Raw genomic sequence first — 24,457 nt, 5'->3', positions numbered from 1 at the left:
GTGGTCACGCGGCCTCCCCGCGGATGTCGGCCGCGATGTTGTCCACCTGGTAGATGCGCAGGTCGTCGCGCCAGACACTGCCGTCGGCGCGCAGCAGGACCCGCCGGTCCTCGCGGCGCACCTCGCGGATGTGCGCTTCGCCGCGCACCCGCCGGTGTTCGCGCAGGATCTGCCCCCGGTACGACCAGTGGAGCTCCTCCCCGACGGCGATGTGCGAGCGGGGGCGGACGAGGTGGTCGAGCAGGCCGGTGTGGAGGGCGTAGGCGTGCACCGCCTGGTAGAGCATCTGCACCCCGGCGGAGCCCGGCATCACGGGATCCCGGAAGAAGTGGTGGTCGAAGAACCAGTCGTCGCGCCGCACGGGTTTGTCGCACAGGACGTATCCGGCGCCGTGGTCGCCGCCGCCGGGTACGAGCGTCACGTCCTCCAGCAGCGCGAGGCGGCCGCGCCCGAGCCGGAGGTCCCGGTGCAGGTCCAGCCGGCGGACGTCGGCGGGGGCGGGCGGGTGGCGTTCCAGCCAGGGGGGCCGGTACGTGCCGGCGTCCAGGCCCTGCTGTTCCGCGAGCAGTTCGGGGGTGAAGAAGCCGTGGACGGCCTCCCCCTCGTAGAAGGGCTCGCCGCCCGCGCCGAGCCGGAAGTCGTAGCGGTGCATGACGCCGCCGGGCAGCGGTGAGTGCGACCGCAGGGTGACGTGCTGCTCCACGGTGGTGCCCGGTGCGTCGACGTGCCGGATCAGCCGCGCCCTGCCGTCGAGGTTGCGGCAGGAAAGGTGCTCGTCGGGGTACGCGCCCGCGACCCCGAGCATGCCGCTGAACAGGCCCGCCGCCTGGAGCGCGGTCTCCATGAGGGCCAGTTGCGGCATCGTCCCGCCGTTCTCCCGTACGTACCAGGGGTCGGCCGGGACGTCGTACTCGGCGAGGCCCCAGCTGCCGGGGCGGTACACGTCCCACTCCCCGTGCCCGTCGACGACGCGGTCCAGCATGCGGAAGTCCCCTCGGGGCAGCCGGGGCCGGACCCGGCCGGTGACCCGTGCGGTGCTCCCGGGCAGCGGGACGATGCCCAGGTCGCCCTCGGCGAAGATCGCGGTGTGCAGTTCGTCGGCGACCACGCGCTTGCCGGTGACGCTCGTACGGAGGCTGGGCCGGACGGGGTCCAGGGCGTCCTCCCCCGGCCCCTCCTTGAGTACGACGCCCACGTCCCGCAGCCGTGCCAGGGGGCGGCCGGCCGCGGTGATCTCGCAGTCGGCGGTCGCGTACGGCCTGGGCAGCATGCCGGTCGCGGTGATCTCGGCCGCCAGCCGGAGTTCCGCGCCGGGCGGGGCGGGGGCGTCGCGGACGTCCAGCAGGACGGGCCGGCCGGCCGGGAGGGTGGCGCGGGCGCCGGGCAGGCACAGGTGGAGGCCTTGGTGGAAGGCGTGGACGCGGAGGAGTTCCAGGGCCGCCGCGACGCAGTGCGGCCAGGCCTCCTCGGCGCGGTCGGGCAGCCGGGTGGTGGCGTGCAGCAGGCCCTGTGCGCTCCGGCCGCCGCGCGGGTCGACGAGGGTGACCGTCTCCAGCAGCCGGGCGGGCCAGGGCGCGGGCGGGGCGGCGGGGGGCCGGCCGCTCTGGCCGAAGGCGGCCCCGAGGACGCGGGCGATGTCACCGGCGGCGAGCGCGTCGAGGTCGGCGGCGTTCAGCCGGGTCACCGTGGCGCGGGCCAGCGGGCGGGGGTCGGGCGGGAAGCGCCGGACCGGAGGCTCGGGCCAGGATTCCCGCGGCCCGTGCGGTGCCAGGACGGCGAGGGTCCGCTGTCCGGCGCCGATCCGCCACTCCTCGCCGTCGCGCTCGACGCGCGGGGCGGTGCCGGGGAGTTCGGGTGTTTCGTCCAGCCAGGTGATCGCCGCGCTCCCCGGGAACGGGCCGGCGCCCGCGCCCCGGAGCGCGCGGGCCGCGGCGGACAGGATCGTCGCCACGGGGTCGGCGTCACCGGGCCGCCGCGCCGGTGCGGGCAGGGTCACGGGCGGGGATACGGACGGAGGTACGGGTACGGGTGGGTGTGCGGGTGGGGCGGGGGCCGGGGAGAGGTCCGCCGGGCGGGCGGCGCGGGCGAGCTGCCAGGCGATGATGACCTGATGTGCCGTCAGGACACGCGTGTGGGTGCGCTGGAGGCGCTCGGCGAGCCGCACCGTGAGCGACGCCGCGGCGTCCGGCCCGACGGCGTCCGGGCCGCTGACCTCCGGCCCGGGAGCCGGAGCGACGGCCGGAGTATCACCCGGTCGCGGCAGCGGAATCCCCTCGAATCCGAGTTCGTCCATGAGGATTCCTCCTTGGTCATTCCCGGTCCGCCGTGCCCCGGGTGGCGATGCCGTCGGCCAGGGCGGTCGGCTCGATCCACACCGTGCGGACGCCGCTCCACCTCTGGTGGATCCGGCCGTCGGGCGCGCAGGCGGTCAGCGCGCACCGGGAGAAGAACGTCGTCGGGGAGGGGGGCTCGTCGACGTCGACGGTGATGACGAAGGGCTCGTCGTCGGGGAGCGGCCCGAACAGCTCCAGGCGCTCGACGGAGACGGGTACGGGAATCTCCTCGCCGTCGGCCAGCGCCAGCAGGGTCAGAAGGGCGCCCTGCATCAGCAGGTCGGCGAGGGCGGGGCTGTACAGCCGCCCCGCGAACGCGCCGTGGGCGAACGCCGGGTCGGGCATCCTGGCGGTGATCACCAGATGGCCGGGCGCCTCGTCCAGGACGTTGCGCAGTCCGTTGAGGGCCGCGCCGTGGAAGAGCCGGCCGTCGCGGTAGCCGGGGTGCGGCTCGTCGGCGAACGTGCACGGCGGCAGGCTCGTCACGGGTGCCTCGCCCGGCCCGTCCGCCGGCCGGAAGCGGCCCTCGAAGCGCGGTTTCCCCTGTTCGTCCGCGTCGTCGACGCCGACGCGGACGAACGGCACGACCGACGGACGCGCGTCGTGGGCCAGCCGGACGCGGAACCGCTCGGGGTGCCCGGGCGGGAAGGTGATCGCCCGCGCGATCCTGACGTCCCGGCACTCGACGACCGGCCGGGCACCCCCGTGGACGCGCTCGACGGCGCCCAGGGCCCAGCCCACGGCGGCCGTCATGGGCAGGACGGGCACCCCGGCGACGCGATGCGCCCGCAGGACGGGCTCCTCGCCGAGCCCCGTCAGCACGCGGTGCGCGGTGAGGCCGGTGTCGGGGAGCGGGTCGGCCCGCTGGAAGAGCGGCACGGTCGGGCCGACGAGGGCCACCCCGCCGCCCCTGCCGGGAGCCATCAGCTCCAGGAACCGCGCGCACCCTTCCTCCCTGGAGAGCACGGGCACGCCGATCTCGGTGAAGAGCTGGTGGATGTCCGCGGCCATCCCTTCGGTCCAGGGCCCGAAGGCGACCGGCACGACGCGGCAGTGGGGATGGGCGGCCTGCCAGGCGCAGCCGAAGCGGTTGAGCGCCTCGTTGGCGAGGGCGTAGTCCGCCTGCCGCAGGTTGCCCCAGATGCCCGCGACGGAGGTGAAGAGCACCAGGTGGCGCAGCCGTGCGGCGTCCAGGGGCGCGAGCACGTTCCGCAGGCCGGTCGGTTTGGTGTCCACGACCGCCGCGATGCCGTCCGGGTCCGCCTCGGCCAGCGGCCGGTCCCGGAGGACGCCCGCGCCGTGCAGGACACCGGTGATCCGGGCGGCGTACGGGGCCAGGGCCGTGGCCACCGCGTCCGGGTCGCGGACGTCGGCCGCCACATAGGCGACCTCGGCGCCGTACGAGCGCAGGGTGTCCAGGAACGCGCGGATGTCGCGCTGCCGGGCGAGCGGGCCGGGGTCGACCTCGACACGGGTGCCCGCCGGTTCCTCGCCGGGGTCCTCCCCCGCGTCGCGCGCCCGGGCCGCCGGGGCGGCGTGCGGTTCGTCCGGGCCGCCGGGCGCGGCGGCCCGGCCGGGCTCGTCCGTCAGGGGCGTGCGGCCGAGCAGGACGCAGCCGCAGCGGTGGGTGCGCACCAGTTCCTCGACGCACCAGGCGGTGATGCCTCCGGCGCCGCCGGTGACCAACAGGACGTCGTTCTCGGTGAGTTCGATGTCGGTGGCGACCGCCGGGGTCCGGGGCCACGGGGTGCGGGACACACGGGGCGCGCGGCGGCCGGTGGTGTCCACGCCGACTTCGCGTACGTCGCCGGCGAGGTCTGCGAGCTCGGCGGCGAAGGCCGCTCCGGCCTCCTCGTCGGACAGGCCGGGGTCGAGGTCCAGGGCACGACAGAACAGGGTCGCCGCCTCCAGGGCGAGGGTCTTGACCAGTCCGCCGAGTCCGCCCGCGAGGGCGGCCGCGGCATCGCCGCCCGAACCGGCGTAGCCGAGCGCCCCGTCGAGCCGGGTGACGGTCACCAGGCCGGCGCGGGTGCCGGTCCGGGCGGCCGCCTCCAGGGCGGCGCGGGTGTGCTTGGCGATCAGGATCGCGTGCCGGAGGCGGGTGGTGATCCGGTCGGCGGCGGTGTCGGCGTCCGTCCCCCGGCTGCCGTCGGTCTCCCGGCTGACGGGCAGGACGCACAGGTCGAGGCGCGTCCCGTCCGCCAGGAGCTCGGTGAGGCGGGCGGTCAGCGTGTCCTCCGCCCAGTCCGCCAGCCGGGGCGCCTCCGTGTCGATGGTGCCGACGCCGGGGAGGGCCAGTCGGCTGACCCGCCAGCCACGGGTGGTCAGCGCGTCGGCGAGGAGGCGGCCGAGCCCGCCCGCGTCGTCGACGAGCAGGGCGTGGGGGCGTTCCGGGTAGGCGCCGTCCCGGACGTCGACCGGGGGAAGCTCCGCGGGGGTCACCCAGACGCTGCCGGTGGTGGTGCCCACGACCGGTGAGATCAGCTGGGGTTTGGGGGCGGCGAGGACCTCCTGGGCGATGTCCGTCAGATCGCGCACCGTCCGGGCCTCGCCGAACCGGTACATCTCGCTGCGAGCGATCACCGGGTAGCGGCGCCACATCTCGGCGCCGATCTCGACCCGCTTCAGGGAGTCGATCCCGAGGTCCGCCTGGATGTCCATGTCGGGCTCGATCATGTCGACGTCGTAGCCGGTCTTCTCGGCGATCACGGCGCGGAAGACCCGTTCGACCTCGTCGGGGTCGAGCGTGCCGATGTCCATCGTGCCGGTGGCCGTGGGCTCCTCCTGCTGGGCCGCCCACAGTTCGGCGAGCGCCGACCTGCTCTGGGTGTGCGGGTCCCCTTCTCGCGATCCGTCCTCCGGGCCGGGTGCCGCCACTTCGGCGTCTGCCACCGCCGCATCGGCCGGCCCCGCCGGTACGGGCACGGGTGGATCGCCCTGTTCCGTCGGGCGCAGCAGGCCGGAGATCGCTTCGGCCGCGCGGGCGTGCGTCTCGCCCAGGGCCATGCTGTGGTCGGTGACCGCCCGGATGGCCGCGAGCAGCGACGCGTCCATCCGGCCGGCCGCCGCGCCCCGGGCGAGGAGCGCGCCGAGCTGTTCGGTGGTGCGGACCTCGCTGTCCACGTAGCGGGCGTGCGCGGCCAGGTGGTCGGTGGCGGCGCGGGTCAGCGGGTCGGTCTCCTCGGTCGGGGCCGCCGGTGTGTACGGGACGGGCGTGTTCTCCGGCTCGGCCCGCTCCGCCCGCTCCCCGGCGGCGGGGTGGCGGGCCGGCGGCTCCTCGTGGGCGCCGCGCGGCTTCTCCACGGCGAAGAACGGGCCGTCCAGGCGGCGGGCCACCTTGGAGGGCGTCCGGCGCTCCGGGCGGGGCGGGGCCGTGTAGCGGTCGATGCCGGTGAGAGGCAGGCCCAGGACGGCCAGGTGTACGGCCGCCCGTTTGAGCGCCGCGCAGGCGTCCGTGCCGGGTCCGGCGTCGCAGGCGACGGCCTCCACGCGGTCGGCCCCGAGGGTCCGTTCGACGAGCCCGGTGAGGATCCGCCGGGGGCCGAACTCGACGAAGACCCTGATGCCGTCGGCGTACATCTCCTCCAGGCGGGCGGCGAAGTCGACGGGGCGCAGCAGTTGCTCCACCAGGGTGCGGCGGTTGGCGTCCGCGTCGTCGCCGTAGGACGCCCCGGCCGTGTTGGCGTGGACGGGCAGCGCGGGCGGCGCGAAGGCGGCTTCGGCGCAGGCCGCCGCGAACTCCCGGGCGGCGTGGGCGATGTGCGGGGTGTGGAAGGCGGCCGCGACCGGCAGGAGCCGTACGGGCAGGCCGCGTGCGGCGCACTCGTCGGTGAAGTGCCGTACGGCGGCGGTCGGGCCGCCGACGGTCTGCTCGTCGGGTGCGTTGTGGTTGCACACCGTCAGTTCGGGGTGTGCGGTGAGGAGTTCGGTGAGTTCGTCGCGGCTCAGGCGTACGGCGGCCATGGCGCCGGGGTCGTGGCCAGGGCCGGGCGGCCGTGCCATGGCCCGGCCGCGGGCGTGGGCCAGGGCCGTGAAGGTGTCGTCGTCGAGCACGCCGGCGGCCCACAGGGCGGTCAGCTCCCCGAAGCTGTGGCCGAGCAGTCCGTGCGGGGCGAAGCCCAGCTCGCGCAGGTAGCGGTACTGGCCCGTGGAGAGCGCGCCGATGGCCGGCTGGGCGTGGGAGGTGCGGCGGAGTCGTTCGCCGTGGAGGGTGGCGTCCCCGGTCCCCGGTGGGGGGAAGACCGCGCGGGCCAGGCTGTCGGCGGCGGGGAAGCGGGCGTTGGCGGCGTCGAAGGCGGCGCGCACCGGGGGCAGGGCGAGGGCGGCGCGCAGGCCCATGTCGGGGTACTGACCGCCCTGCCCGGCGAACAGTGCCCCTGTTTTGGTGCCGGGTGGCAGGGCCCGGGTGCGGTAGTGGACGCCGCGCGGGTGGTGCCAGGCGTCGTCGCCGGGGTGGTCGCGCAGTCGGGCGACGGCGAGGGCGAGCAGTTCCTCGTACTCCGGGCGTCCTGTGGCGACGAAGCCGAGGCGGGCGTGCGGTGCGGGGGCCGGTCCGGGATCGGGTGGGTCGCCGCACTCCAGGCGGCGCAGCAGTTCCGCTCCGCCGGGGGCGTGCCACAGGTGCGCGGAGGGGGTGTCGTGGAGCGCGTACTCCCGCTCCGCCGGGGGGCCTTGGTGTTCTTCGAGGACGGCGTGGTAGTTGACGCCGCCGAAGCCGAACGCCGAGACGCCGGCCCGTCGGGCCGTGCCGGAGGGGTCGCGTACCCAGGGCCGGGCCGTGGTGTTCAGGTAGAGGGCGCCGTCCTGGCGGGCGGCCTGTGCGTGGGGGGTGGTGACGTTGATGGTGGGGGGCAGCACCTTGTGGTGGAGGGCGAGCGCGGCCTTGATGAGCCCGGCCGCGCCGGCGGCGGCCTTGGTGTGCCCGATCTGCGACTTGACGCTGCCGACGGCCACGAAGTGGCGGTCGGCGGGGGTGGTCAGGAGGTCGTTGAGCGCGGTGAGTTCGACCTCGTCGCCGGTGGGGGTGCCGGTGCCGTGCGCCTCGATCAGCCCCACGGTGGCGGGTGGGCAGCCGGCGTCGGTGTAGGCGCGGCGCAGCGCGGCCGTCTGCCCGGCGCCGCAGGGCGCGTAGATGCTCTGCGCGTTGCCGTCGCTGGAGCCGCCCAGGCCCTTGAGGACGGCGTAGATCCGGTCGCCGTCGCGCTCGGCGTCGGCCAGGCGGCGCAGGGCCAGCATGCCGATGCCCTCGCCGATCAGTGTGCCGTCGGCCTCGGTGTCGAAGGGGCGGACCGTGCCGGTGAGGGAGAGGGCGGGGGTCTTGCTGAAGCACATGAAGGAGACGATCGAGTTGTCGGCGTCGCAGCCGCCGGTGAGCATCACATCTGCGCGGCGGGAGACCAGTTCGTCCACGGCGCAGCGGAGGGCGGCCAGGGAGCTGGCGCAGGCGGCGTCGACGGTGTGGTTGGCGGCGCCGAGGTCGAGGCGGTTGGCGACGCGTCCGGAGACGACGTTGGCGAGGATGCCGGGGAAGGAGTCCTCGGTCCAGGGCGGCAGGGCCGCGAGCCGGGTCCGGGCGATCTCCTTCGCCTGTGCTTCCGGGACGCCCGCGGCGAGCATGGTCTCCAGCATTTCGGGGAGCAGGAGGCGGGCGGCGAGCGGGATGAGGGTGGAGTTGGTGCCGCACACGCCCAGGACCACGCCGGTACGGGACGGGGAGCACCAGTCGTCCCTGCCGCGTCGCGCGTCGTTGAGTGTCTCCTTGGCCACCACCAGGCTCAGCAGTTGCACCAGTCCGGTGGAGTCCATCGTGTTCGGCGGCATCGCGAATTCGAGCGGGTCGAAGATCTCGGGGGTGAGGAATCCGCCGCGGCGGCAGTACGTCCTGTCCTCGGCGAAGGGGTCGGGGTCGTAGTACCGGTCCGGGCGCCACCAGCTCTCGGGCACGGTGTCCGAGCAGTCGCGGCCCGTGACGATGTTGTCCCAGAACTCCCTGATGTCACGGGCCTTGGGGAACCGTCCGGACAGGCCGACGATCGCGACGGGGTCGGAGCCCAGTCGGCGGTCCGGGCCGCCGGAATCCTCGCTGGTGGTACGCACCGGTCACCTCGATCCCGTCGACGGCGGACCCGTACTCATATCTCCCCACCGGACAAACCGGTCTACTCCGGGCGGTGAGGGCGCGTGGGGGCACTGACGTCACGTCGTACGACAGGAAGCGCCCCCGCGCCCCGCCGGCCTCCGACCTCCGACCGCCGGCCTCCGGCCTCCGACGGCGTCGCCTCACGCGCCGGCGGCCCGCCGGAGGGCGGTGCGGCAGGCCTCGACGGCCGGGTGGCGGCCGCCGCCCCGGCGCACCGCGGTGAGGATCGTGCGCGCGCCCCGGCCACGGGGGAGCCGGCGGAGCGCGACGGTCGGGGGACGGCCGTTCCACACGAGGTCGGGCAGGAAGGCCGCGGCGTGGCCCTCCTCGACGAGCCGGAGGTGGAGGAGCAGGTCGGTGCTCTCGAACCGTACGTCGGGTTCGAAGCCGGCGGTGCGACACAGGGTGGTGGCCCAGTGCCGGGCGGCGCTGCCCTCGGGCTCCATCACCCAGGGCCGTTCCGCGAGGGCGCGCAGGTCCGCCGTGGGACCACCGACGGCCTCCGGTGGTGCGGGGAGGGCCAGGCGCAGAGGGTCGTCGAGCAGGTGTTCCTGTTCGAGGCCGGCGGGCCGGGGCGTGGGGTGGCCGGGGTACTCCTCGGCGACGACCAGGTCGAAGTCGCGGGCCTGGAGCGCCAGGAGGGCCCGTTCCGGTTCCATCTGTGTGACGTGGACCCGCAGCCGGGGGTGGGCCTCGCGGAGGAGGCCCAGCACGACCGGCACCAGGGTGAGCGCGGCCGTCTGGAACGCGGCGACGCGCAGGGTGCCGGTGAGGTCGGTGAGGGACGTGGCGATGTCCGCCTCGGCCCGTTCCAGTCGTTCGATGACCGCTTCGGTGTGGGCGACGAGGATCTCCGCCTGCGGGGTGAGCCGCACCCGCCGCCCCACGGGTTCGAGCAGCGGGACGCCCACCTCGGACTCCAGTTGGGAGAGCTGCTGCGAGACGGAGGACGGGCTGTAGGAGAGGGCGGCGGCCACGGCCGCGAGGGTGCCGCGGTGCTTGAGCTCGCGCAGCAGGCGCAGCCGGTGGAGGTCGAACACGGTTGGCATGGCCCTTCGACAGCGGTCGCCCCGGCCCCGGCGGAACCGGGGGGCGGGACGGAACGTTCGGTTTTCCTGATGAATATAGGTGGGAAACATGCGCTGGACCGTGCGAAGGGGCCGGCCGCACGCTGGTGACATGCCCGACAACTTCGCCCCTTCCCGTACTCCGTGGTGGTTCGCCCGTCCGGCGGCCCGGTCCTGGACGTGCGAGCCCGCGCCCGCCGACGCGCGGGAATTCCACGCCTCCCTGCCCGGCTACGCCCCGACACCGCTCACCGAACTTCCCGCCCTCGCCGTCGAGTTGGGGGTGGGACGGGTGTTCGTCAAGGACGAGTCGTCCCGGCTGGGGCTGCCCGCCTTCAAGGCGCTGGGCGCGTCCTGGGCCGTGCGCCGGGTCCTCGCCGAGCGGACGGCCGAGGGGCGGGGGACGGCGGCCCCGGTGACGCTGGTGACGGCCACGGACGGCAATCACGGGCGGGCCGTGGCCCGGACGTCCCGGCTGCTCGGGCAGCGCGCCCACGTCTTCGTCCCGCACGGCGTCCACCCGCGGGCGGTGGCGGCCGTCGCGGCCGAGGGGGCGGAGGTCACCCGGGTCGCGGGGACCTACGACGAGGCGGTGCGCCGGGCGGCGGAGGCGGCCGCCGCGCCGGACGCTGTCCTGGTACAGGACACCGCCTGGCCCGGCTACGAGCGGATCCCGGCGTGGATCGTCGAGGGGTACGCCACGCTCTGCGCCGAGGTCGACGCCCAGCTCGCGCTCGCCCGGGCGGGGGCGCCCGGCCTCGTGGCCGTGCCCGTGGGCGTGGGCTCGCTGGCCCAGGCCGTCGTCACCCACTACCGGAGCCGCCGGGACGGGCGGGCCCCGGCGCTGCTGGCGGTGGAGCCGGAGGCCGCGGCGGTCCTCACCGCGAGCCTCGCGGCGGGACGGCCCGTCACCGTCGCCACCGGCGGGACCACCATGGCCGGCCTGAACTGCGGCACCGTCTCCCATCTCGCCTGGCCGGTGCTCCGGGACGGCCTGGACGCGGCGGTCGCCGTCACGGACGCCGGCAGTGCCCGCGCGGCCGCCGACCTGGCGTCCCTCGGCGTCCCCTCCGGCCCCTGCGGCGCCGCCTCCCTCGCGGGCGTCCGCGCGGCGCTCACCGGCGCCGGCGCGGAGGAGCGGCGTGCGGCGCTGGGGCTCGGGCCGGCGTCGGTGCTCGTCCTGCTGAGCACCGAGGGGCCGGCCGCCAATCCGCACACCATGTCCGGCAGCACCGCCCCGCACTGAGACGATCGGACATAAAAGAAAGACAGAAGGCCATTCTCCGTCTCTGTTGATCTCTCTACGGTTGGATCATCAAGCCGATCCGATCAACCCGGTCAATCCGGTCAAGGAGAAACCCCATGCGCGCCGTCACCCAGAACGCTTTCGGAGGCCCCGAGGTCCTGGAGGTCGTGGAGACCGAGCGACCGCGTCCGCAGGCCGGCGAGGTGCTCGTCCGGGTCCACGCCGCCGCGCTGAACCCCGTGGACGCCGCCGTCAGGTCCGGCTTCCTCCCGCTGCTCGGCGAGCCGCCCTTCGGCATCGGCTGGGACGTCTCCGGCGTGGTCGAGGAGACCGCCGAGGGCGCGGGGTTCGCGGTCGGCGACGAGGTCTACGGGATGCCGCTCTTCCCGCGTGCCGCCGGTGGATACGCCGAGTACGTGGCCGTGCCGGCCGGCCACCTCGCCCGGCGGCCCGTCTCGCTCGACCACACGCACACGGCGGCGCTGCCGCTCGCCGGGCTCACCGCCTGGCAGTCCCTGGTGGGCGCGGCCGAGGTGAAGGCCGGTGACCGGGTCCTGATCCACCGCGCCGCCGGTGGCGTCGGCCATCTCGCGGTGCAGATCGCGAAGGCGCGCGGCGCCCATGTCATCGCGCTGGCGAGCGAGGCCAAGCACGACTTCGTGCGCGGCCTCGGCGCCGACGAGGTCGTCGACTACCGCACCACCGACTTCACCGAGGTGTTCGAGGACCTCGACGTGGTCCTCGACTCGTCGGCCGAGGGCGACCGTTCGCTCCGCGTCCTGCGCCCCGGCGGCATGCTCGTCAGCATCATGCAGCACCGCGACCAGGAGCTCGCCGCGCGCGTCCGGGCCGCCGGGCGGCGCTTCGCCGGGGTGTCCGTCGAGCCGGACGCCGAGGGCCTGGCCGGAATCGCCGCGCTCGTCGACGCCGGGCGCGTCCGTCCGCACATCGCCGCGACCTTCCCGCTCGAGGACGTGACCGAGGCACACGAGCTGCTCGGCACGGGCCGCACCCAGGGAAAGATCGTCCTCACCGTCCGGGACGAGACCGCCGTCTGAGACGATCACGCCGCTGACGACGCACCACGGGGGCCGCACACATGGGCATGGACATGGACATCCTCACCGAAGTGCTCGGATCGATGCGCACGGGACGCCCGGCCTCGGTCCGCACCGAGGGGCGCGCCCCCTGGGGGCTGCGCCTGCCGCCGGTGGCCGGTGCGGGATTCCACGTCGTCCTGCGCGGCAGCTGCTGGCTCCTCCCCCGGGACGACGCCGCGCCCCACCACGAGCCGCTCGCCCTGAACCCCGGGGACGTGGTCTTCCTCAGCGACAACCACCACCACGTCCTCGCCGACGCCCCCGGCACCCCCGCCGAGGCGGGGCGGGCGAGCTTCCGCCCGGGTTCGCCGGTCGGCGCGCTCTCCCTGGGCGGGGACGGCCCGCGCACCACGCTGCTCTGCGGCGCCTACCACCTGGACCAGGCGCGGCCGCACCCGCTGGTCCGTCAGCTGCCCGAGGTCGTCCACCTGGAGACCCGGCACGGACGGCATCCCGAACTCTCCGGCGCCGTCGGGCTGCTGCGCGCCGAGCTGGAGGAGGAACGGGCCGGTGCGGCCGGCATCGTGCCCGCGCTGATCGACGCACTGCTGCTGTACGTGCTGCGGGCGTGGCTGGAGGAGCAGCCGGCGACGGCGGTGGCGGGCTGGTCCGCCGCCCTCCGGGACCCGGTGATCGCCCCGGCGCTCACGGCCATCCACGAGGACCCCGCGGCCCGGTGGAGCGTCGAGTCCCTGGCCTCCCGCGCCGGGACGTCCCGGGCCACCTTCGCCCGCCGGTTCCACACCCTCGTCGGGGAGCCTCCGCTGGCCTATCTGACCCGCTGGCGGATGACGACGGCGGCCCGGCTCCTGCGGGAGGCCGACCATCCCCTGAGCGTCGTCGCCGCCCGGACCGGCTACGGCTCCGAGTTCGCCTTCGCCAAGGCGTTCAAGCGCGCGTACGGCCTTCCTCCCGGCGGCTACCGCCGCCACGCGGCGGCCACGCCCATGCCGTACGCCGGTCACCGCCGATGACGAAGGAAAACATTTGGCCAAGGGGTGACGTCCAGTGAAGAATGGCCTTTTCACCCTTGCTTTCTAAGGAATGCCCGTTATGGACACCCGGCGCGCCGAAGTCGACGACCTGGCCCTGGCGGTCGCCACCGCCGCCCGACGCCCGGGAAAGGGGACGACCCTGGAGTCGCTCCTCGACACCGGTGACCCCCGGCGGTGGGTCGCCCTCGACCTCGGAGTGCGGCGGCTGCCCTGGTACTGGTCGACCGCCCTGCCCTCCATGGCCTGGCTGCGGACGGGCGAACCGCCCACCGGCGAACCGGTCCTGGCCATCGCCCTGTGCCACCCCGACGGGCGCATACGCCAAGCCGCCCTCGAACGTGCCGCCGGAGTCCCGGCGTTGCTGCCGCTCGTGGCCGTGCGCTGCTCGGACTGGGCGGGCCCGGTCCGCGACCTGGCCCGGGCCCTGCTGCGCGCCGGACTGGCCGGCGCGGCGCCGCGCACCGTCGCCCTCGTCACCGCCGTCGCGCTGCGCACGGCGGCGCGGCGGCACGGCGCCCACGCCCACGACCTGCTCATGGAGATCCTGGAACACGCCGACGCCGAGGTGACGGACACTCTGCTGGACAGCCGCGACCCGGCCACCCGGCGGCTCGGGTACCGGATCGCCGTCCGCCGGAACCGCTTCTCCCCCGCCCGGCTCGCCCGTATCGCGGCCACGGACGCCGACGTGGTCGTCCAGGACGTCTGCGCCGACGCCGTCCTCGCCCACACGAAGGACGGCCTGCACGGTGAGCTCCTGGAACCGCTGCTGCGCGCCCGGGCCTCGCGGGTGCGCTCGTCCGGGGTGACCGCGCTCCACCGGACCGGGCGCTCGGCCGAGGCCACGGAATTCCTCACCGACCGCGCGGGCATCGTCCGTGCTTGCGCGCGCTGGGTGCTGCGGCAGCGGGGCACCGACCCGTTGCCGCTCTACCGCGAGCTGTGCGCCGGCCCCTCGGCGGACGTCCCGCCGGGTGCGGCGGCCGGTCTGGGCGAGTGCGGCACCCGCGAGGACGCCGCCCTGCTCCACCCGCTGGTCGCACACCCGGTCGCACGGGTGCGCACCCAGGCGGTCGCCGCGCTGCGCGCCCTGGGCACGGTCGACGCCGAGCGCCTGCGGCCGTTGCTGGACGACCCTTCGGCGGCCGTCACCCGTGAGGTGGCCACCGCGCTCGTCTCCTCGGGAGGCCGGCTCCCCGAACCCTGGCTGTGGGAACGCCTCGCGTCCGGCCGGCCCCGGCACGTCCGGGCGGCGGCCTTCCGGCTGCTCGCCGCGCAGGACGGGATATTCCAGCTGCGGTGCTGTCTGACCCTGCTGGACGACGCCGACCACCGGATCCGCGAACAGGCCCGCGCCGCTGTCCTGCGCTGGACCCCGGCCTACGCCTCCACCGCGTACACGGCGCTGCCCGCCGACGAGCGCGCCCGGCTGGACGCGCTGGTCGACCGGGCCGTGCCCGTCCTGGGCGAGCACAACGTACGGCTGTTGCGCCTCTACCTGGGGGCGGGACGCCCCTGACCGGCCAGGGCGGAGGCCGCCAGGAGCAGCCCGATGACGCTCCCGGCCTCGGTGATCCTCCCGGCCCGTACGGCGGCCACCGCGTCGTCGAGGGGGATCCACCGCACCGTCATGCCGGCTTCGGTCGCATCCCGGCGGAGCCCGGTTCCCGGGCGCAGGTCCGTGCCGAGGTACAGGTGCGTCACGGCGGACGTGCGGGACGGCAGGGGGTGGTAGACGGTGAGGGGGTGGAGCGTGCCGGGGCATCGGCCGGTCTCCTCCTCGCACTCGCGCCGCGCCGCTTCCCTCGGGCACTCGCCCTCGGTGATGGCGCCGCCGGGTACGTGGAGCAGGCGGCGTCCCAGCGGGTAGCAGGCGTCCTCCACCAGCGCGACACGGCCCCGGGCGTCGACGGCGACGGTTCTGGCGCCGTCCGCGACGGTGACGCGGTCGTACGTCCCTTCCGTGCCGTCGGGTTGCAGGACGCGGTCGTGGTGCAGGGTCAGGTGGGCTCCCCGGTGGACGTCATGGGAGCTCAGTCTGCTCCAGCCCGGCCAAGGTTCCTGGGTGTCGTGGGCCATCTCCCCCGCCGTTCCTCGTCGGTGCGCGCCGCTCTGGGTAACGCCGGGACGGGGGAAGCGTTGCGCCGGCGAGGCGGGCACGGTACGGCAGGGAGAGGCACGGTTCATGTCAGGGCGTCGACGAGCATGAAGGCGGCCACGCCCAGCAGGGCCACGGCGAACGCCCGGCGCAGTGCGGTGCCGGACACCTTGGCGGCCAGTCGTCTGCCGTCCCAGGCGCCCAGGATCGCGGTCGCGGCGAACGGGGCGACGACCGACCAGTCGAGGCCGGAGGCGGTGGTGCCTCGGGTGACCAGGGAGGCCAGGGAGTTGGTGGTGATGACGAGCAGGCTGGTGCCGACGGCGGCCTGCATCTCGAAGGCCAGCACCGTGACGAGCGTCGGTACGACGAGGAACCCGCCGCCCACGCCGAGCAGTCCGGTGAGCGCGCCCAGGCCGGCCCCGGTACCGGCGGCCTTGACCCCGGCGGGGGCGCCGCGCGGCGGCTCCCGGTCCTGAGGCCGTTCCGGCGCGCCGGCCGCTTCGTCGTCCGCCGGTCTCTCGCGGGTCGCGAGCAGCATCATCACGGCGGCGAGGGTGGCTATCGCCGCGAAGGCCGCGGTCAGTGCCCGCTGGGGCAGGTGGGCCGCCAGGGCCCCGGCCGCCGCGGCGGGGAGGAGCCCCGAGGCCGCGAACAGCGCGCCGGTTCTCCAGCGGACGTTCCCGCAGCGGGCGTGCGCGTACAGGGCGGTCGCGGAGGTCGCCGCGACGATGAGCAGGCTGGCGGTGGTGGCCGCCGCCGGGGTGAAGCCGAGCAGATAGATCAGCGCGGGTACGGCCAGGACGCTGCCGCCTCCGCCGAGCGCGCCCAGTGCCAGCCCGACCGCCGCTCCGGCGGCGAGGGCGAGTATGAGGGCGCTCACGCTATGACGCCGTCGCCCGCTATAACGCCGTCGCCGAGGCTTCCGCCGGCGGCCGGCAGTCCGCTCTCGGTCCCTCCTTCCCTGGCCCGGGCCGTCGCGGCGAGGTCCTGGCGGACGCGTTCCTGTGGCCGGGTGCGCACCGGGCCGGGACAGCCGAAGCCGTGGAGGGACTGCGGGAGCATCGGTCGATCACTTCCTGGGAGGACGGGAGGGGACGGGAACGGTCAGGCGGCGCCGTGCCCGGGGACGGTGAGCCCCACGGCCGTGGCGGCGTCGAAGACGTCGTCCACGGCGACGACGTTCCGTCCCGCGGCGTCCAGCAGGGACGCCGCGATGGCCGCGCGCGCCCCGCCCGCGCAGTGCGCCCACACCACTCCCGGTGGCACCTGCCCGACGCGGTCGCGCAACCGGTGGACGGGGATGTGCGCCGAGCCGCGTACGAAGCCCGCCGCGCGCTCGGAGTCCCGGCGCACGTCCAGCACCACCATCCGGTCGCCGGCCGCGCGGGCGGCCGCGAGGTCGGCGAAGGTGGCACGGCGGAAGGAGCGTAGCGCCTCTCCCGGGCGGGCCCAGGAGGCGGGGGTGCCGGTGGCGGCCGCGGCCGGCCGGTCGATGCCCACGCGCACCAGCTCCCGCTGCGCGGCGGCGAGCTCCTCGGGTCCGGCGGCGAGCAGGGTGAGGGGCTTGCCCCAGGGGATCAGCCACGCGAGGTACGTGGCAAGCTGCCCGTCGCCCTCGAAGTTCAGCGAACCGGCGACGTGCCCCTCGGCGAAGGCGACGCGCCGGCGCAGGTCCACCACCCACTCCCCCGCCGCCAGCCGCGCGGCGATCTCCGTCGCGTCGGCCCGCCGGGGCGGGGTGAGGTCGACGGGCGCGGGCCCGGCGGCGTTGACCGGGCCCATGTGGGCGTAGTAGGCGGGGATGTCGTCCAGGCCGGCGAGGAGTCCGGCGACGAAGGTGTCCACGTCCTCGATCAGGGCGGCGTTGGTCCCGCGTTCGGCGCCGATCGTCGTGGCGTCGCCCCGGGCCGGGGAGGAGGAGCAGAAGCTGCCGAAGCCGTGGGTGGGCAGGACGGGCACGTCGTCGTCGAGCTCGTCGGCCAGCCGGTGGGCGGAGGCGTGCTGGGCGCGGGCCAGGCGCTCGGTCAGCCGGGGCTCGACCAGGTCCGGCCGGCCGACGGTGCCGATGAGGAGCGAGCCGCCGGTGAAGACGGCGACGGGCCTGCCGTGCTCCTCCAGGACGTAGGAGGTGTGGTGGGGCGTGTGGCCGGGGGTGGCCAGGGCCCGGAGGGCCAGGCCGTCGTCCACCGGGACCGTGTCGCCGTCGGCGACCGGAGTGCGGGGGAAGGAGACCGCGGCGGCCGCGGGCACCAGGTACCGGGCGCCGGTGACGCGGGCGAGCTCCAGCCCGCCGGATATGTAGTCGTTGTGCACATGGGTCTCCGCCACGAAGCCGATCCGCACCCCGCGCCGGGCGGCGGCCGCGATGACCCGGTCGATGTCGCGGGGCGGATCGACCGCCACGGCGACGGCGGCACCGCCCGCCAGATAGCTGCGGTTGCCCAGGCCTTCCAGTTCGAGGGTCTCGACGGCATGCACGGTGGCGACTCCTCACCGGTCGACGCACCCCGGGGGCGCATTCCGGTCGACGCACCCCCCGGGGGCGTTCGGAGCTCCCTTCCACCGTAATACCCAGGGGTATTCCTGAAGGCCGTGCGGAACCTATCCGGCCGCCCCGCGCGCAGCCACCGCCGAGAGCGCGGCCGCGGTCAGCCCCAGGGCGGCCGTGACGGCCACGAAACCGGGGCCCGCGACGGCCCACGGGCCGAGCAGGGCCGTTCCCAGGGCCACGCCGAGGTGGTCGAGCGTGCCGTTCCAGGAGATGACGCTCGCGCGCCGCGCCGGATCGGCGCCGCCGAGGTACGTCTGCTGGCTGGTGTAGAAGGCGCCCCCGGCCACCATCCACACGAACACCGCGACCAGACTCACGGCCGCGTCCGTGCCGACCAGCGCGACGACGCTCGCTCCCACGAACACCAGCGCGCAGCCCGCCGACAGCGCGTTCTCGCCGATGCCACGCCGCCGCGCCCGGTCGCTCACCTGGCCGAGAAGCACCGAGCCGGTCAGTGAACCCGCCCCCACCAGCAGGCCGATGAGCCCGAGCCGCGCCGTGTCGTAGTGGTACCGCTCCGCGAAGAGCGCGCCGACGAACGTGTACGCGCCGAGCCGGCCGGCCTGGAGGAAGCCGGTGGAGAGCAGGGGCAGTGCCAGGCGCCGCTGCCGCCACACGGCGAAGCCGGCCAACAAGGAGACGGACGCGGCCGGCGGCCGGGGGCCCTTCAGGCGCCACCCTATGAGCAGCACGACCGGGGCCAGCCCCGCGCCGACGGCCGCGAACGCCCACGGCCAGCCCGCCGCGTCCGAGAGGAGCCCGCCGAGCGGCACGCCGAGGACCTGTCCCAGCGCGTAGCAGGAGACGCCCATGGCGACGGCGCGGCCGCGCTGGTGACCGGCGGCGGACTCGGAGAGGTAGGCCCACATGGCGGGGGCGGCTGTCGCCCCGCCGAGCCCGGTGAGGGCGCGGGCGGCGGTCAGGGCGGTGAGGCTGTCCGCCGTGGCGCACAGCAGGTTGCCGCCGACGAAGAGCGCGCCGCCCGCGGTGATGAAGAAGCGGCGCGGGAACCGGTCGGAGACGCCGCCGAGCAGGGGGGCCGCCACCGCGTAGGTCAGGACGTAGGCGGTGACGACCTGCGCCGCGGCTCCGGTGCCCACGCGCAGGTCGGCGGCGATGGTGGGCAGCAGCGGGGAGACCAGGAAGGTCTCGGCCCCCATCAGGAAGAGGAAGAGGTACAGCAGCGCGCAGCGGGCCCATGGGGTGACCGCGGCCTCGCCCCCTGCCGGAAGGCGGGGGGCGAGGCCGGTCGCCGGGCTGGAGCCGGTCACGCCGACCGGGCGCGTACGCGCGCCGGTGCGGTGCGGGGCAGGTCCAGCTCGTCCCAGCAGCGGCGGAGCGCGTCGGCGAACCGGTGGACCTCCAGCGGCTGGTGGACCGGGGACGGGTTGATGCGCAGGCGCTCGGTGCCCCGGGGCACGCTGGGGAAGTTGATCGGCTGGGCGTACATCCGGTGCCGTTCCAGCAGGATCCGCGCCAGTTCGCGGCACCGGTCCGGGTCCCCGACGAGCACGGGCACGATGTGGCTCTGTTCGCTCACCAGCGGGATGCGGGCGTCGCGCAGCAGGGTCTTCAGCAGCCGGGCCCGCTCGTGGAGCCCTTGGCGTTCGATGTCGCTGCGGCGCAGGTGCCGCACGCTGACCAGTGCTCCGGCGGCCAGCGCCGGTGGCATGGACAGGGTGAAGATGAAGGCGGGCGCGAGGCTGCGGACGGCGTCGACGACGGGCCCGGGGCCCGCCACATAGCCTCCGGCGGTGCCGTATCCCTTGGCGAACGTCCCCATCAAGAGTGTAACCTCGTCGCCGACGCCGAGCTGGGCGGCCATGCCGGCGCCCTCGGGCCCGTACATGCCGACCGTGTGCGCCTCGTCGACGTACACGAACGCGTCGTGCCGCTGGGCGACCGCGCAGAGCTCGGCCATGGGGGCGGCGTCGCCGTCCATGGAGTAGACGGATTCGAAGGCCACGACCTTCGGGCGCCCGGGGCGTACGTCGTTCAGTCGGCGGTTGAGGTCGGCGGGGTCGTTGTGGTCGAAGACGTGGCGCTCGGCGCCGCTGGCCCGCATCGCCGTGATCATCGAGGCGTGGTTGAGCCGGTCGGAGAAGAACACACAGTCGGGGAGCGCCTTCCCCAGGACGTACAGGGCGGCGTCGTTGGCCGCGTAGCCGGTGATGAAGGTCAGCGCGCTCTCCTTGCTGTGGAGATCGGCGACCTCCCGTTCCAGGGCGACGTGGTGGGGTGTGGTCCCGGAGATGTTCCGCGATCCGCCGGCCGCGGCTCCGGAGGTGTCGAGCGTCCTGCGCATCGCGGCCAGCACGTCGGGGTGCTGGCCCATGCCCAGATGGTCGTTGCTGCACCAGACGGTGACCTCCCGGGTTCCCTGGGAGGCGTGGTGCAGGGCCTGCGGGAAGCGACCGGCGAGCCGTTCGATCTCGACGAACGTGCGGTACTGCCCGGATTCCTTGAGCTTCTCCATGCGATCGGCGAAGTGACCGATGTAATCAAACACTTTTCGCGAACCCCCGTTGAGGGACACGGTCGCCCGTGCCCGACTCGCTCAGCGTGCCCGACCAGGATCGCGCGGGGCCCGCTCCGACGCATCGTCACCGGGTATCGGACACGCTCCTCCTGACGGGCCATCCCCCGGACGGAGGCATCAGGCCGGCGGAGGAGAGGGAGCGTGGTGAAGACCCTCCCCAGCACGATGCCGACGATCTACGGCTTGTGCCCCCGTTTCTTCCTGCGCAGATGGGGCCGGGGAGAGCGCACCGTCAACCGGACGCGCCGCGCACCGGATCGTGCCGCCCCACCAGGAGGGTCCCCACGGCGGTGCGCCGGTGGAGGACCGCCCGACCGGCGCGGACCGTGGTGACGAGCCCGGCCCCGCGCAGGGCGGCGGCGTGGGCGGAGGCCGTGGCGTTGCTGACGCCCAGCCGCCGGGCGAGGCCGCTCGTGGTGTGCTCCTCCGCGAGCAGGATCAGCATCTCGCAGCGCGTGCGCCCGAGCACCCGCGCCAGCGCCTCCTCCGGGCGGTCCTCCTCGTCCGGTCCGGGCGGGGTGAGCGGCAGGCCCGGCCCGGCGGGATAGGTCACGTGGACCGGGCGGCCGGGCAGGTCGGAGACGAGCGGGTGCCCGTTCCAGTGGAAGGTGGGCCGCAGCACCAGGCCGCGTCCGCCGGGCTCGACGTCCCGCTCCCGGGCCCCGGGCAGCTCCCAGACGCTCCCCCGCAGCCGCGCGCCCGGCACGAGTCCGGCGAGCGCGGTGCCGAGGCCGTGCTCGGCCACCGCCAGGGCGTGGCGGGTGAACTCCCGCTGGTGGAGGTCCCGCACCACGGGCCATACGGGGCGCACCACGCTGTCGAACGCCGAGTGCTGGGCGCGGCGCAGGACGCGCCAGGCGCCGGCTTCGCCGCGGTGCAGCTCGCGGACCCAGAGCGGAGGCGGGGCCGGGTGCCCGGCGTAGACCCGCTCGATCTCCGAACGGACCCGGTCGGGGCGCCATTCCCGGGCGGCGTCGAGCGCGTCCGGGAGGGAATCGTCGAACACGTCGAGAAAGCCCGGTGCCAGGCCGGCGGGCACCAGGTCCCCCAGTGCCTCGGCGGCGGCCGGCAGGGAGTGGAGCGACCGTCTCCGCCAGCGGCCGTAGAGCAGTTCGTCGCCGGGGGTCAGCAGCTTCATCAGGGTCGCGTTCAGCTCCAGCAGCGGGGCCGCCCGGGGCGCGAAGCGGACCCCGGCGAGGTCGGCGGCCGTGAGGTGGATCCTGATCACTGCTCTCCTCCGGCGGACCGCTCTCCTCGGGGCGGCGACGCGCCATCGTTTCGGCCAGGGCCTGAACCTTCGCCCCCGCTCCTCTTCGGGCCGCAGCATAAGACCGCGTCGGCGCAGAGATGAACAGGGAGATGAGGGGAGAGTCATGTTTCCTACAGGAACGCCGACCCGGCGGGGCTTCGCCGGGTCGGCCGTGCTGGCGGGTGCCGCGCTGCTGCTCGCGGGTGGCGCGACACCGGCGCGGGCGCGGCGGCGACAGCCGTCGCGTGCTGCGGCCGGCGTCACCCTGCGCCTGCCGGGGCCGACCGGCCCGTACCGGACCGGGGTCACCACGCTGTATCTGGTCGACCGTTCCCGGCCCGACCCCCTGACGCCCTCGATTCCGGAGCGGGAGCTGATGGTCACGGTCTTCTACCCCGCCCGCGCGGTCCACGGCCGACCTGTCGCACCGCAGATGTCCGCCGTCGCCGCGCGGAGGTTCCCGGAGACCGCCGCTGCCGTCCACCCGGGCCTGCCCACGAGCGGGGTGGACTGGGCGGCCACCTCGACCCACTCGTACGCCGACGCCCCCGCGCGTCCCGGGCGGCGGCCGGTGCTGCTGTACAGCCCGGGCGGCGGCGATCCGCGCACCATGGGCACCGGGCTCGCCGAGGAGCTCGCGAGCCACGGCTACGCGGTGGTGACCGTCGATCATCCCGGCGACGCGGGCGTGGTCGAGTTCCCGGGCACGACGGACCACCGTCCCGAGCCCTGGCGCGAGACCGTCTTCCGGGGTGACCCCCGTATGGACCCGCCGCTGTTCCGCACCATGATCGACGCCCGGGTCGCGGACACGCGTTTCGTCCTGGACGCTCTGGAGACGCTGGCGGCGGGGCAGAACCCGGACGCGGCGGGACGGCCGCTGCCGGAAGGGCTCGGCCGCGCGCTGGACCCGCGGCGCGCGGGCGCGTACGGCCACTCGGCGGGCGGCACCACCGCCGCCGAGGTCATGTACGAGGACCGGCGCGTCCGCGCGGCCGTCGACATGGAGGGCTATCTCGACCACCCGGCCGAGGGCCCCGGGCGCGTGGGAGAGCTGTATCCGGTCGCCCGCCACGGGGTGGACCGGCCCCTGCTCCTGCTGGGCACCGACGGCTTCCCCGATCGACGGGGGCTCGAACGGTCCTGGTCGGCCGTGCTCGCCCACCCGGGCGGACGCACGGACCGGCACCAGCTCGACCGGGCCGCGCACGCGGTGTTCACCGACTACGCCGCCTTCGTGCCCCAGTTGCGGTCGGCGGGGCTGCTGACCACCGAGGACCGGGTCCGGCTGGTCGGCGCGGTCGGTCCCGCCGTGTCGGTGCCGTGGGTGCGTCACCGTGTGCGCTCGTTCTTCGCCCGGCACCTGCCGGCGCGCTGACCGGGAACCACCTGGCGCCGGCATCCCCGAACCTGCCGGAATCGTCTCATGGTTGACGAGACATCAGCTCATGACGATTCGTCGCTCGCCCTGCCCGGCGGCCCCGCCGGCCGGGCCCTGCTCGGCCGGTCGGGGGTGCCGGTCACCCGGCTGGGCTTCGGCGGCGCGGCGCTCGGCGGGCTGTTCCGCCCGGTGACGGCGGACGACGCGGTAGCGGCCGTACGCGCGGCCTGGGACGCGGGCGTCCGCTACTTCGACACCGCCCCGCACTACGGCGCCGGCCTCTCCGAGGAACGGCTCGGCGCCGCCCTGCGCGGGCTTCCCCGCCGGGAGTTCACGGTCTCCACCAAGGTGGGCCGGCTGCTCGCCGACGGGCCCGGGGGCCTGCCGCCGGGTGGGGACGGCGCGGAGTTCACCGGCGCCCCGGGCCGGCTCCGGGTGCGCGACTACAGCCGGGACGGCGTGCTGCGGAGCGTCGAGGCGAGCCTGCGCAGACTCGGCCTGGACCGGGTCGACGTGCTGTACGTCCACGATCCGGACGAGCACTGGGCGCAGGCGGCCGGCGAGGCGTTCCCCGCGCTGGCGCGGCTGCGGGACGAGGGGGTCGTGGGCGCGATCGGGGCCGGGATGAACCAGACGGCGATGCTCGCCCGTTTCGTCGCCGAGACCGACCTGGACGTGGTGCTGTGCGCGGGCCGGTGCAGCCTGCTGGACGGCGGCGCGCAGCAGGGGCTGTTCCCGCTGTGCGAGCGCAGGGGGGTGGCGGTGGTGGCCGCCGGCGCCTTCAACAGCGGCGTCCTGGCCGACCCGGACACGGACCCGCGCTACGACTACGCCCGGGCACCGGCCCCGACGGTGGCCCGCGCCCGGCGGCTGGCCGCCGTGTGCGAGCGCCACGGCGTGCCCCTGCCCGCGGCGGCCCTGGCCTGGCCCGCCCGGCACCCGGCGGTGGCGTCCGTGCTGGTGGGGATGCGCAGCGCGGACGAGGTCGGGGCGGACGTCGCCCTGGCGGGCACCAGGATCCCGCCGGAGCTGTGGCGGGACCTGGAGAGCGCGGGACTGCTGCCGGGGCGGTCGTCCTCCCACGAGGCCTGAGCGGCCTTGGTGAAGTCCGGTGCGGTTCGAGCGCCCCGAAGGGGCGCGGGACAGCGCCGATCTGCGGCTACCGCCGCGTGGGCGCGACCAGCCACGACGCACCAGCAGATGACGTACCGGACTTCCAGCGGAGCGCTTGGCCGAGGGCCAGACCGTCACGTTCGGCAATATGTCGCCTGAAAGGACTGCTTCTACGAGAAGAGGGGCAGATTGTCACCAAGGGCGTGAACTGAACACCATTGTTCTCAGGGGGAATTCATGACGGACGATCAGGCGGGCTCCCCGGTCCGTGAGGGGAGCCCGGACTCGGCGGTCGACCGGGTGGCCGACTTCTACGGCGCCTACATCGACGCCGTCGACGACGGGACGGACGACCTGGGCGACGAGCTTCGCGCCCACTACCTGACGGAGGACCTCCGGCAGCGGCTGGCCGCCTGGGAGGAGGCCAACCACGCCGACGGCGTACTGCGCGCCCAGGACGTTCCCACCCACTGGGAGGTCCGCTACCACGACTCCGGCGCCGGGCACCTGTTCACCACGGTTACGCTCACCTGGGGCACCGGCCCGGACGCCGGGCACACCCGGCTGGCGGTGCAGAGCGATCTGAGCACCAAGCTCATCTCGGACATCGAGGACGGCTGACCCGGCCGGGCGGCCGCCGCCC

17 protein-coding genes are annotated in these 24,457 nt (G+C 75.3%); 7 read left to right on the top strand and 10 right to left on the bottom strand.

Features of this window, described 5'->3' with window-relative positions:
- Nucleotides 1-4: 4 nt before the first annotated feature.
- The 3 genes from ACFYZR_RS24870 to ACFYZR_RS24860 all read right to left on the bottom strand — a co-directional run bounded on the left by ACFYZR_RS24870 (nucleotide 5) and on the right by ACFYZR_RS24860 (nucleotide 9,512).
- Nucleotides 5-2,293 carry a 3-hydroxyacyl-ACP dehydratase gene (locus ACFYZR_RS24870; RefSeq protein ID WP_391913855.1) on the bottom strand — a complete coding sequence of 763 codons (2,289 nt, stop codon included), beginning with the start codon at nucleotides 2,291-2,293 and terminating at the stop codon, nucleotides 5-7.
- A 16-nt stretch (nucleotides 2,294-2,309) separates the two neighbouring features.
- Complete coding sequence (locus ACFYZR_RS24865; RefSeq protein ID WP_391913853.1) at nucleotides 2,310-8,429, bottom strand: beta-ketoacyl synthase N-terminal-like domain-containing protein; 6,120 nt, start codon at nucleotides 8,427-8,429, stop codon at nucleotides 2,310-2,312.
- 183 nt (nucleotides 8,430-8,612) lie between these two features.
- Nucleotides 8,613-9,512, bottom strand: a complete 900-nt coding sequence (locus ACFYZR_RS24860; protein ID WP_391914165.1) for a LysR substrate-binding domain-containing protein — start codon at nucleotides 9,510-9,512, stop codon at nucleotides 8,613-8,615.
- 139 nt (nucleotides 9,513-9,651) lie between these two features.
- Here ACFYZR_RS24860 and ACFYZR_RS24855 point away from each other — a divergent pair, with 139 nt between their 5' ends.
- The 4 genes from ACFYZR_RS24855 (at nucleotide 9,652) to ACFYZR_RS24840 (ending at nucleotide 14,399) form a co-directional block, all read left to right on the top strand.
- Nucleotides 9,652-10,785: a diaminopropionate ammonia-lyase gene (locus ACFYZR_RS24855; RefSeq protein ID WP_391913851.1), complete on the top strand. Its 1,134-nt coding sequence runs from the start codon at nucleotides 9,652-9,654 to the stop codon at nucleotides 10,783-10,785.
- A gap of 116 nt (nucleotides 10,786-10,901) precedes the next feature.
- Entirely contained in the window at nucleotides 10,902-11,843 is a 942-nt protein-coding gene (locus ACFYZR_RS24850; protein WP_391913849.1) for an NADP-dependent oxidoreductase, read from the top strand.
- A 41-nt stretch (nucleotides 11,844-11,884) separates the two neighbouring features.
- Complete coding sequence (locus tag ACFYZR_RS24845; RefSeq protein WP_391913847.1) at nucleotides 11,885-12,859, top strand: AraC family transcriptional regulator; 975 nt, start codon at nucleotides 11,885-11,887, stop codon at nucleotides 12,857-12,859.
- Nucleotides 12,860-12,938: 79 nt separating this feature from the next.
- The gene (locus ACFYZR_RS24840) at nucleotides 12,939-14,399 is read left to right on the top strand and encodes a HEAT repeat domain-containing protein (RefSeq protein WP_391913845.1); all 1,461 of its coding nucleotides are present in this window, start codon (nucleotides 12,939-12,941) and stop codon (nucleotides 14,397-14,399) included.
- Here ACFYZR_RS24840 and ACFYZR_RS24835 read toward each other — a convergent pair.
- From ACFYZR_RS24835 to ACFYZR_RS24805, 7 genes are all read right to left on the bottom strand, one after another.
- Complete coding sequence (locus tag ACFYZR_RS24835) at nucleotides 14,375-14,959, bottom strand: NUDIX domain-containing protein (RefSeq protein WP_391913843.1); 585 nt, start codon at nucleotides 14,957-14,959, stop codon at nucleotides 14,375-14,377. The two genes, ACFYZR_RS24840 and ACFYZR_RS24835, sit on opposite strands and share 25 nt — an antisense overlap.
- A gap of 104 nt (nucleotides 14,960-15,063) precedes the next feature.
- Nucleotides 15,064-15,861, bottom strand: a complete 798-nt coding sequence (locus ACFYZR_RS24830) for a sulfite exporter TauE/SafE family protein (RefSeq protein WP_391913841.1) — start codon at nucleotides 15,859-15,861, stop codon at nucleotides 15,064-15,066.
- Nucleotides 15,858-16,043 carry a hypothetical protein gene (locus ACFYZR_RS24825; RefSeq protein WP_391913839.1) on the bottom strand — a complete coding sequence of 62 codons (186 nt, stop codon included), beginning with the start codon at nucleotides 16,041-16,043 and terminating at the stop codon, nucleotides 15,858-15,860. The genes ACFYZR_RS24830 and ACFYZR_RS24825 overlap by 4 nt, the downstream gene beginning before the upstream one ends.
- A 42-nt stretch (nucleotides 16,044-16,085) precedes the next feature.
- The gene (locus ACFYZR_RS24820) at nucleotides 16,086-17,459 is read right to left on the bottom strand and encodes an MBL fold metallo-hydrolase (RefSeq protein WP_391913837.1); all 1,374 of its coding nucleotides are present in this window, start codon (nucleotides 17,457-17,459) and stop codon (nucleotides 16,086-16,088) included.
- A 123-nt stretch (nucleotides 17,460-17,582) separates the two neighbouring features.
- Entirely contained in the window at nucleotides 17,583-18,803 is a 1,221-nt protein-coding gene (locus tag ACFYZR_RS24815) for an MFS transporter (RefSeq protein ID WP_391913835.1), read from the bottom strand.
- Complete coding sequence (gene hemA, locus ACFYZR_RS24810) at nucleotides 18,800-20,041, bottom strand: 5-aminolevulinate synthase (RefSeq protein WP_391913833.1); 1,242 nt, start codon at nucleotides 20,039-20,041, stop codon at nucleotides 18,800-18,802. The genes ACFYZR_RS24815 and hemA overlap by 4 nt, the downstream gene beginning before the upstream one ends.
- Before the next feature lie 262 nt (nucleotides 20,042-20,303).
- Nucleotides 20,304-21,299, bottom strand: coding sequence for an ArsR family transcriptional regulator (locus ACFYZR_RS24805; RefSeq protein ID WP_391913831.1), 996 nt, complete (start codon nucleotides 21,297-21,299; stop codon nucleotides 20,304-20,306).
- 145 nt (nucleotides 21,300-21,444) lie between these two features.
- Between ACFYZR_RS24805 and ACFYZR_RS24800 the strand changes: the two genes are divergently transcribed.
- From ACFYZR_RS24800 to ACFYZR_RS24790, 3 genes are all read left to right on the top strand, one after another.
- Nucleotides 21,445-22,698 (top strand): alpha/beta hydrolase family protein, encoded by a 1,254-nt coding sequence (locus tag ACFYZR_RS24800; protein ID WP_391913829.1) that lies wholly within the window; start codon nucleotides 21,445-21,447, stop codon nucleotides 22,696-22,698.
- Nucleotides 22,699-22,746: 48 nt separating this feature from the next.
- Nucleotides 22,747-23,793, top strand: coding sequence for an aldo/keto reductase (locus ACFYZR_RS24795; protein ID WP_391913827.1), 1,047 nt, complete (start codon nucleotides 22,747-22,749; stop codon nucleotides 23,791-23,793).
- Between the two features lie 258 nt (nucleotides 23,794-24,051).
- Entirely contained in the window at nucleotides 24,052-24,435 is a 384-nt protein-coding gene (locus ACFYZR_RS24790) for a hypothetical protein (RefSeq protein ID WP_391913825.1), read from the top strand.
- The last annotated feature ends 22 nt before the right edge of the window (nucleotides 24,436-24,457 follow it).

The organism is Streptomyces sp. NPDC001678, from assembly GCF_042892945.1.
Classification (GTDB): Bacteria; Actinomycetota; Actinomycetes; order Streptomycetales; family Streptomycetaceae; genus Streptomyces.
Note: the sequence above shows the minus strand (reverse complement) of the source record. Positions and strands in the feature narration are given on the sequence as shown.

Excerpts from the sequence above, each read along its gene's own strand:
- ACFYZR_RS24825 (WP_391913839.1), bottom strand. The coding sequence starts at position 16,043 with ATGCTCCCGCAGTCCCTCCACGGCTTCGGCTGTCCCGGCCCGGTGCGC.
- ACFYZR_RS24850 (WP_391913849.1), top strand. The coding sequence starts at position 10,902 with ATGCGCGCCGTCACCCAGAACGCTTTCGGAGGCCCCGAGGTCCTGGAG.
- ACFYZR_RS24845 (WP_391913847.1), top strand. The coding sequence starts at position 11,885 with ATGGGCATGGACATGGACATCCTCACCGAAGTGCTCGGATCGATGCGC.
- ACFYZR_RS24790 (WP_391913825.1), top strand. The coding sequence starts at position 24,052 with ATGACGGACGATCAGGCGGGCTCCCCGGTCCGTGAGGGGAGCCCGGAC.
- ACFYZR_RS24835 (WP_391913843.1), bottom strand. The coding sequence starts at position 14,959 with ATGGCCCACGACACCCAGGAACCTTGGCCGGGCTGGAGCAGACTGAGC.
- ACFYZR_RS24870 (WP_391913855.1), bottom strand. The coding sequence starts at position 2,293 with ATGGACGAACTCGGATTCGAGGGGATTCCGCTGCCGCGACCGGGTGAT.
- ACFYZR_RS24840 (WP_391913845.1), top strand. The coding sequence starts at position 12,939 with ATGGACACCCGGCGCGCCGAAGTCGACGACCTGGCCCTGGCGGTCGCC.
- ACFYZR_RS24800 (WP_391913829.1), top strand. The coding sequence starts at position 21,445 with ATGTTTCCTACAGGAACGCCGACCCGGCGGGGCTTCGCCGGGTCGGCC.
- ACFYZR_RS24855 (WP_391913851.1), top strand. The coding sequence starts at position 9,652 with ATGCCCGACAACTTCGCCCCTTCCCGTACTCCGTGGTGGTTCGCCCGT.
- ACFYZR_RS24795 (WP_391913827.1), top strand. The coding sequence starts at position 22,747 with ATGGTTGACGAGACATCAGCTCATGACGATTCGTCGCTCGCCCTGCCC.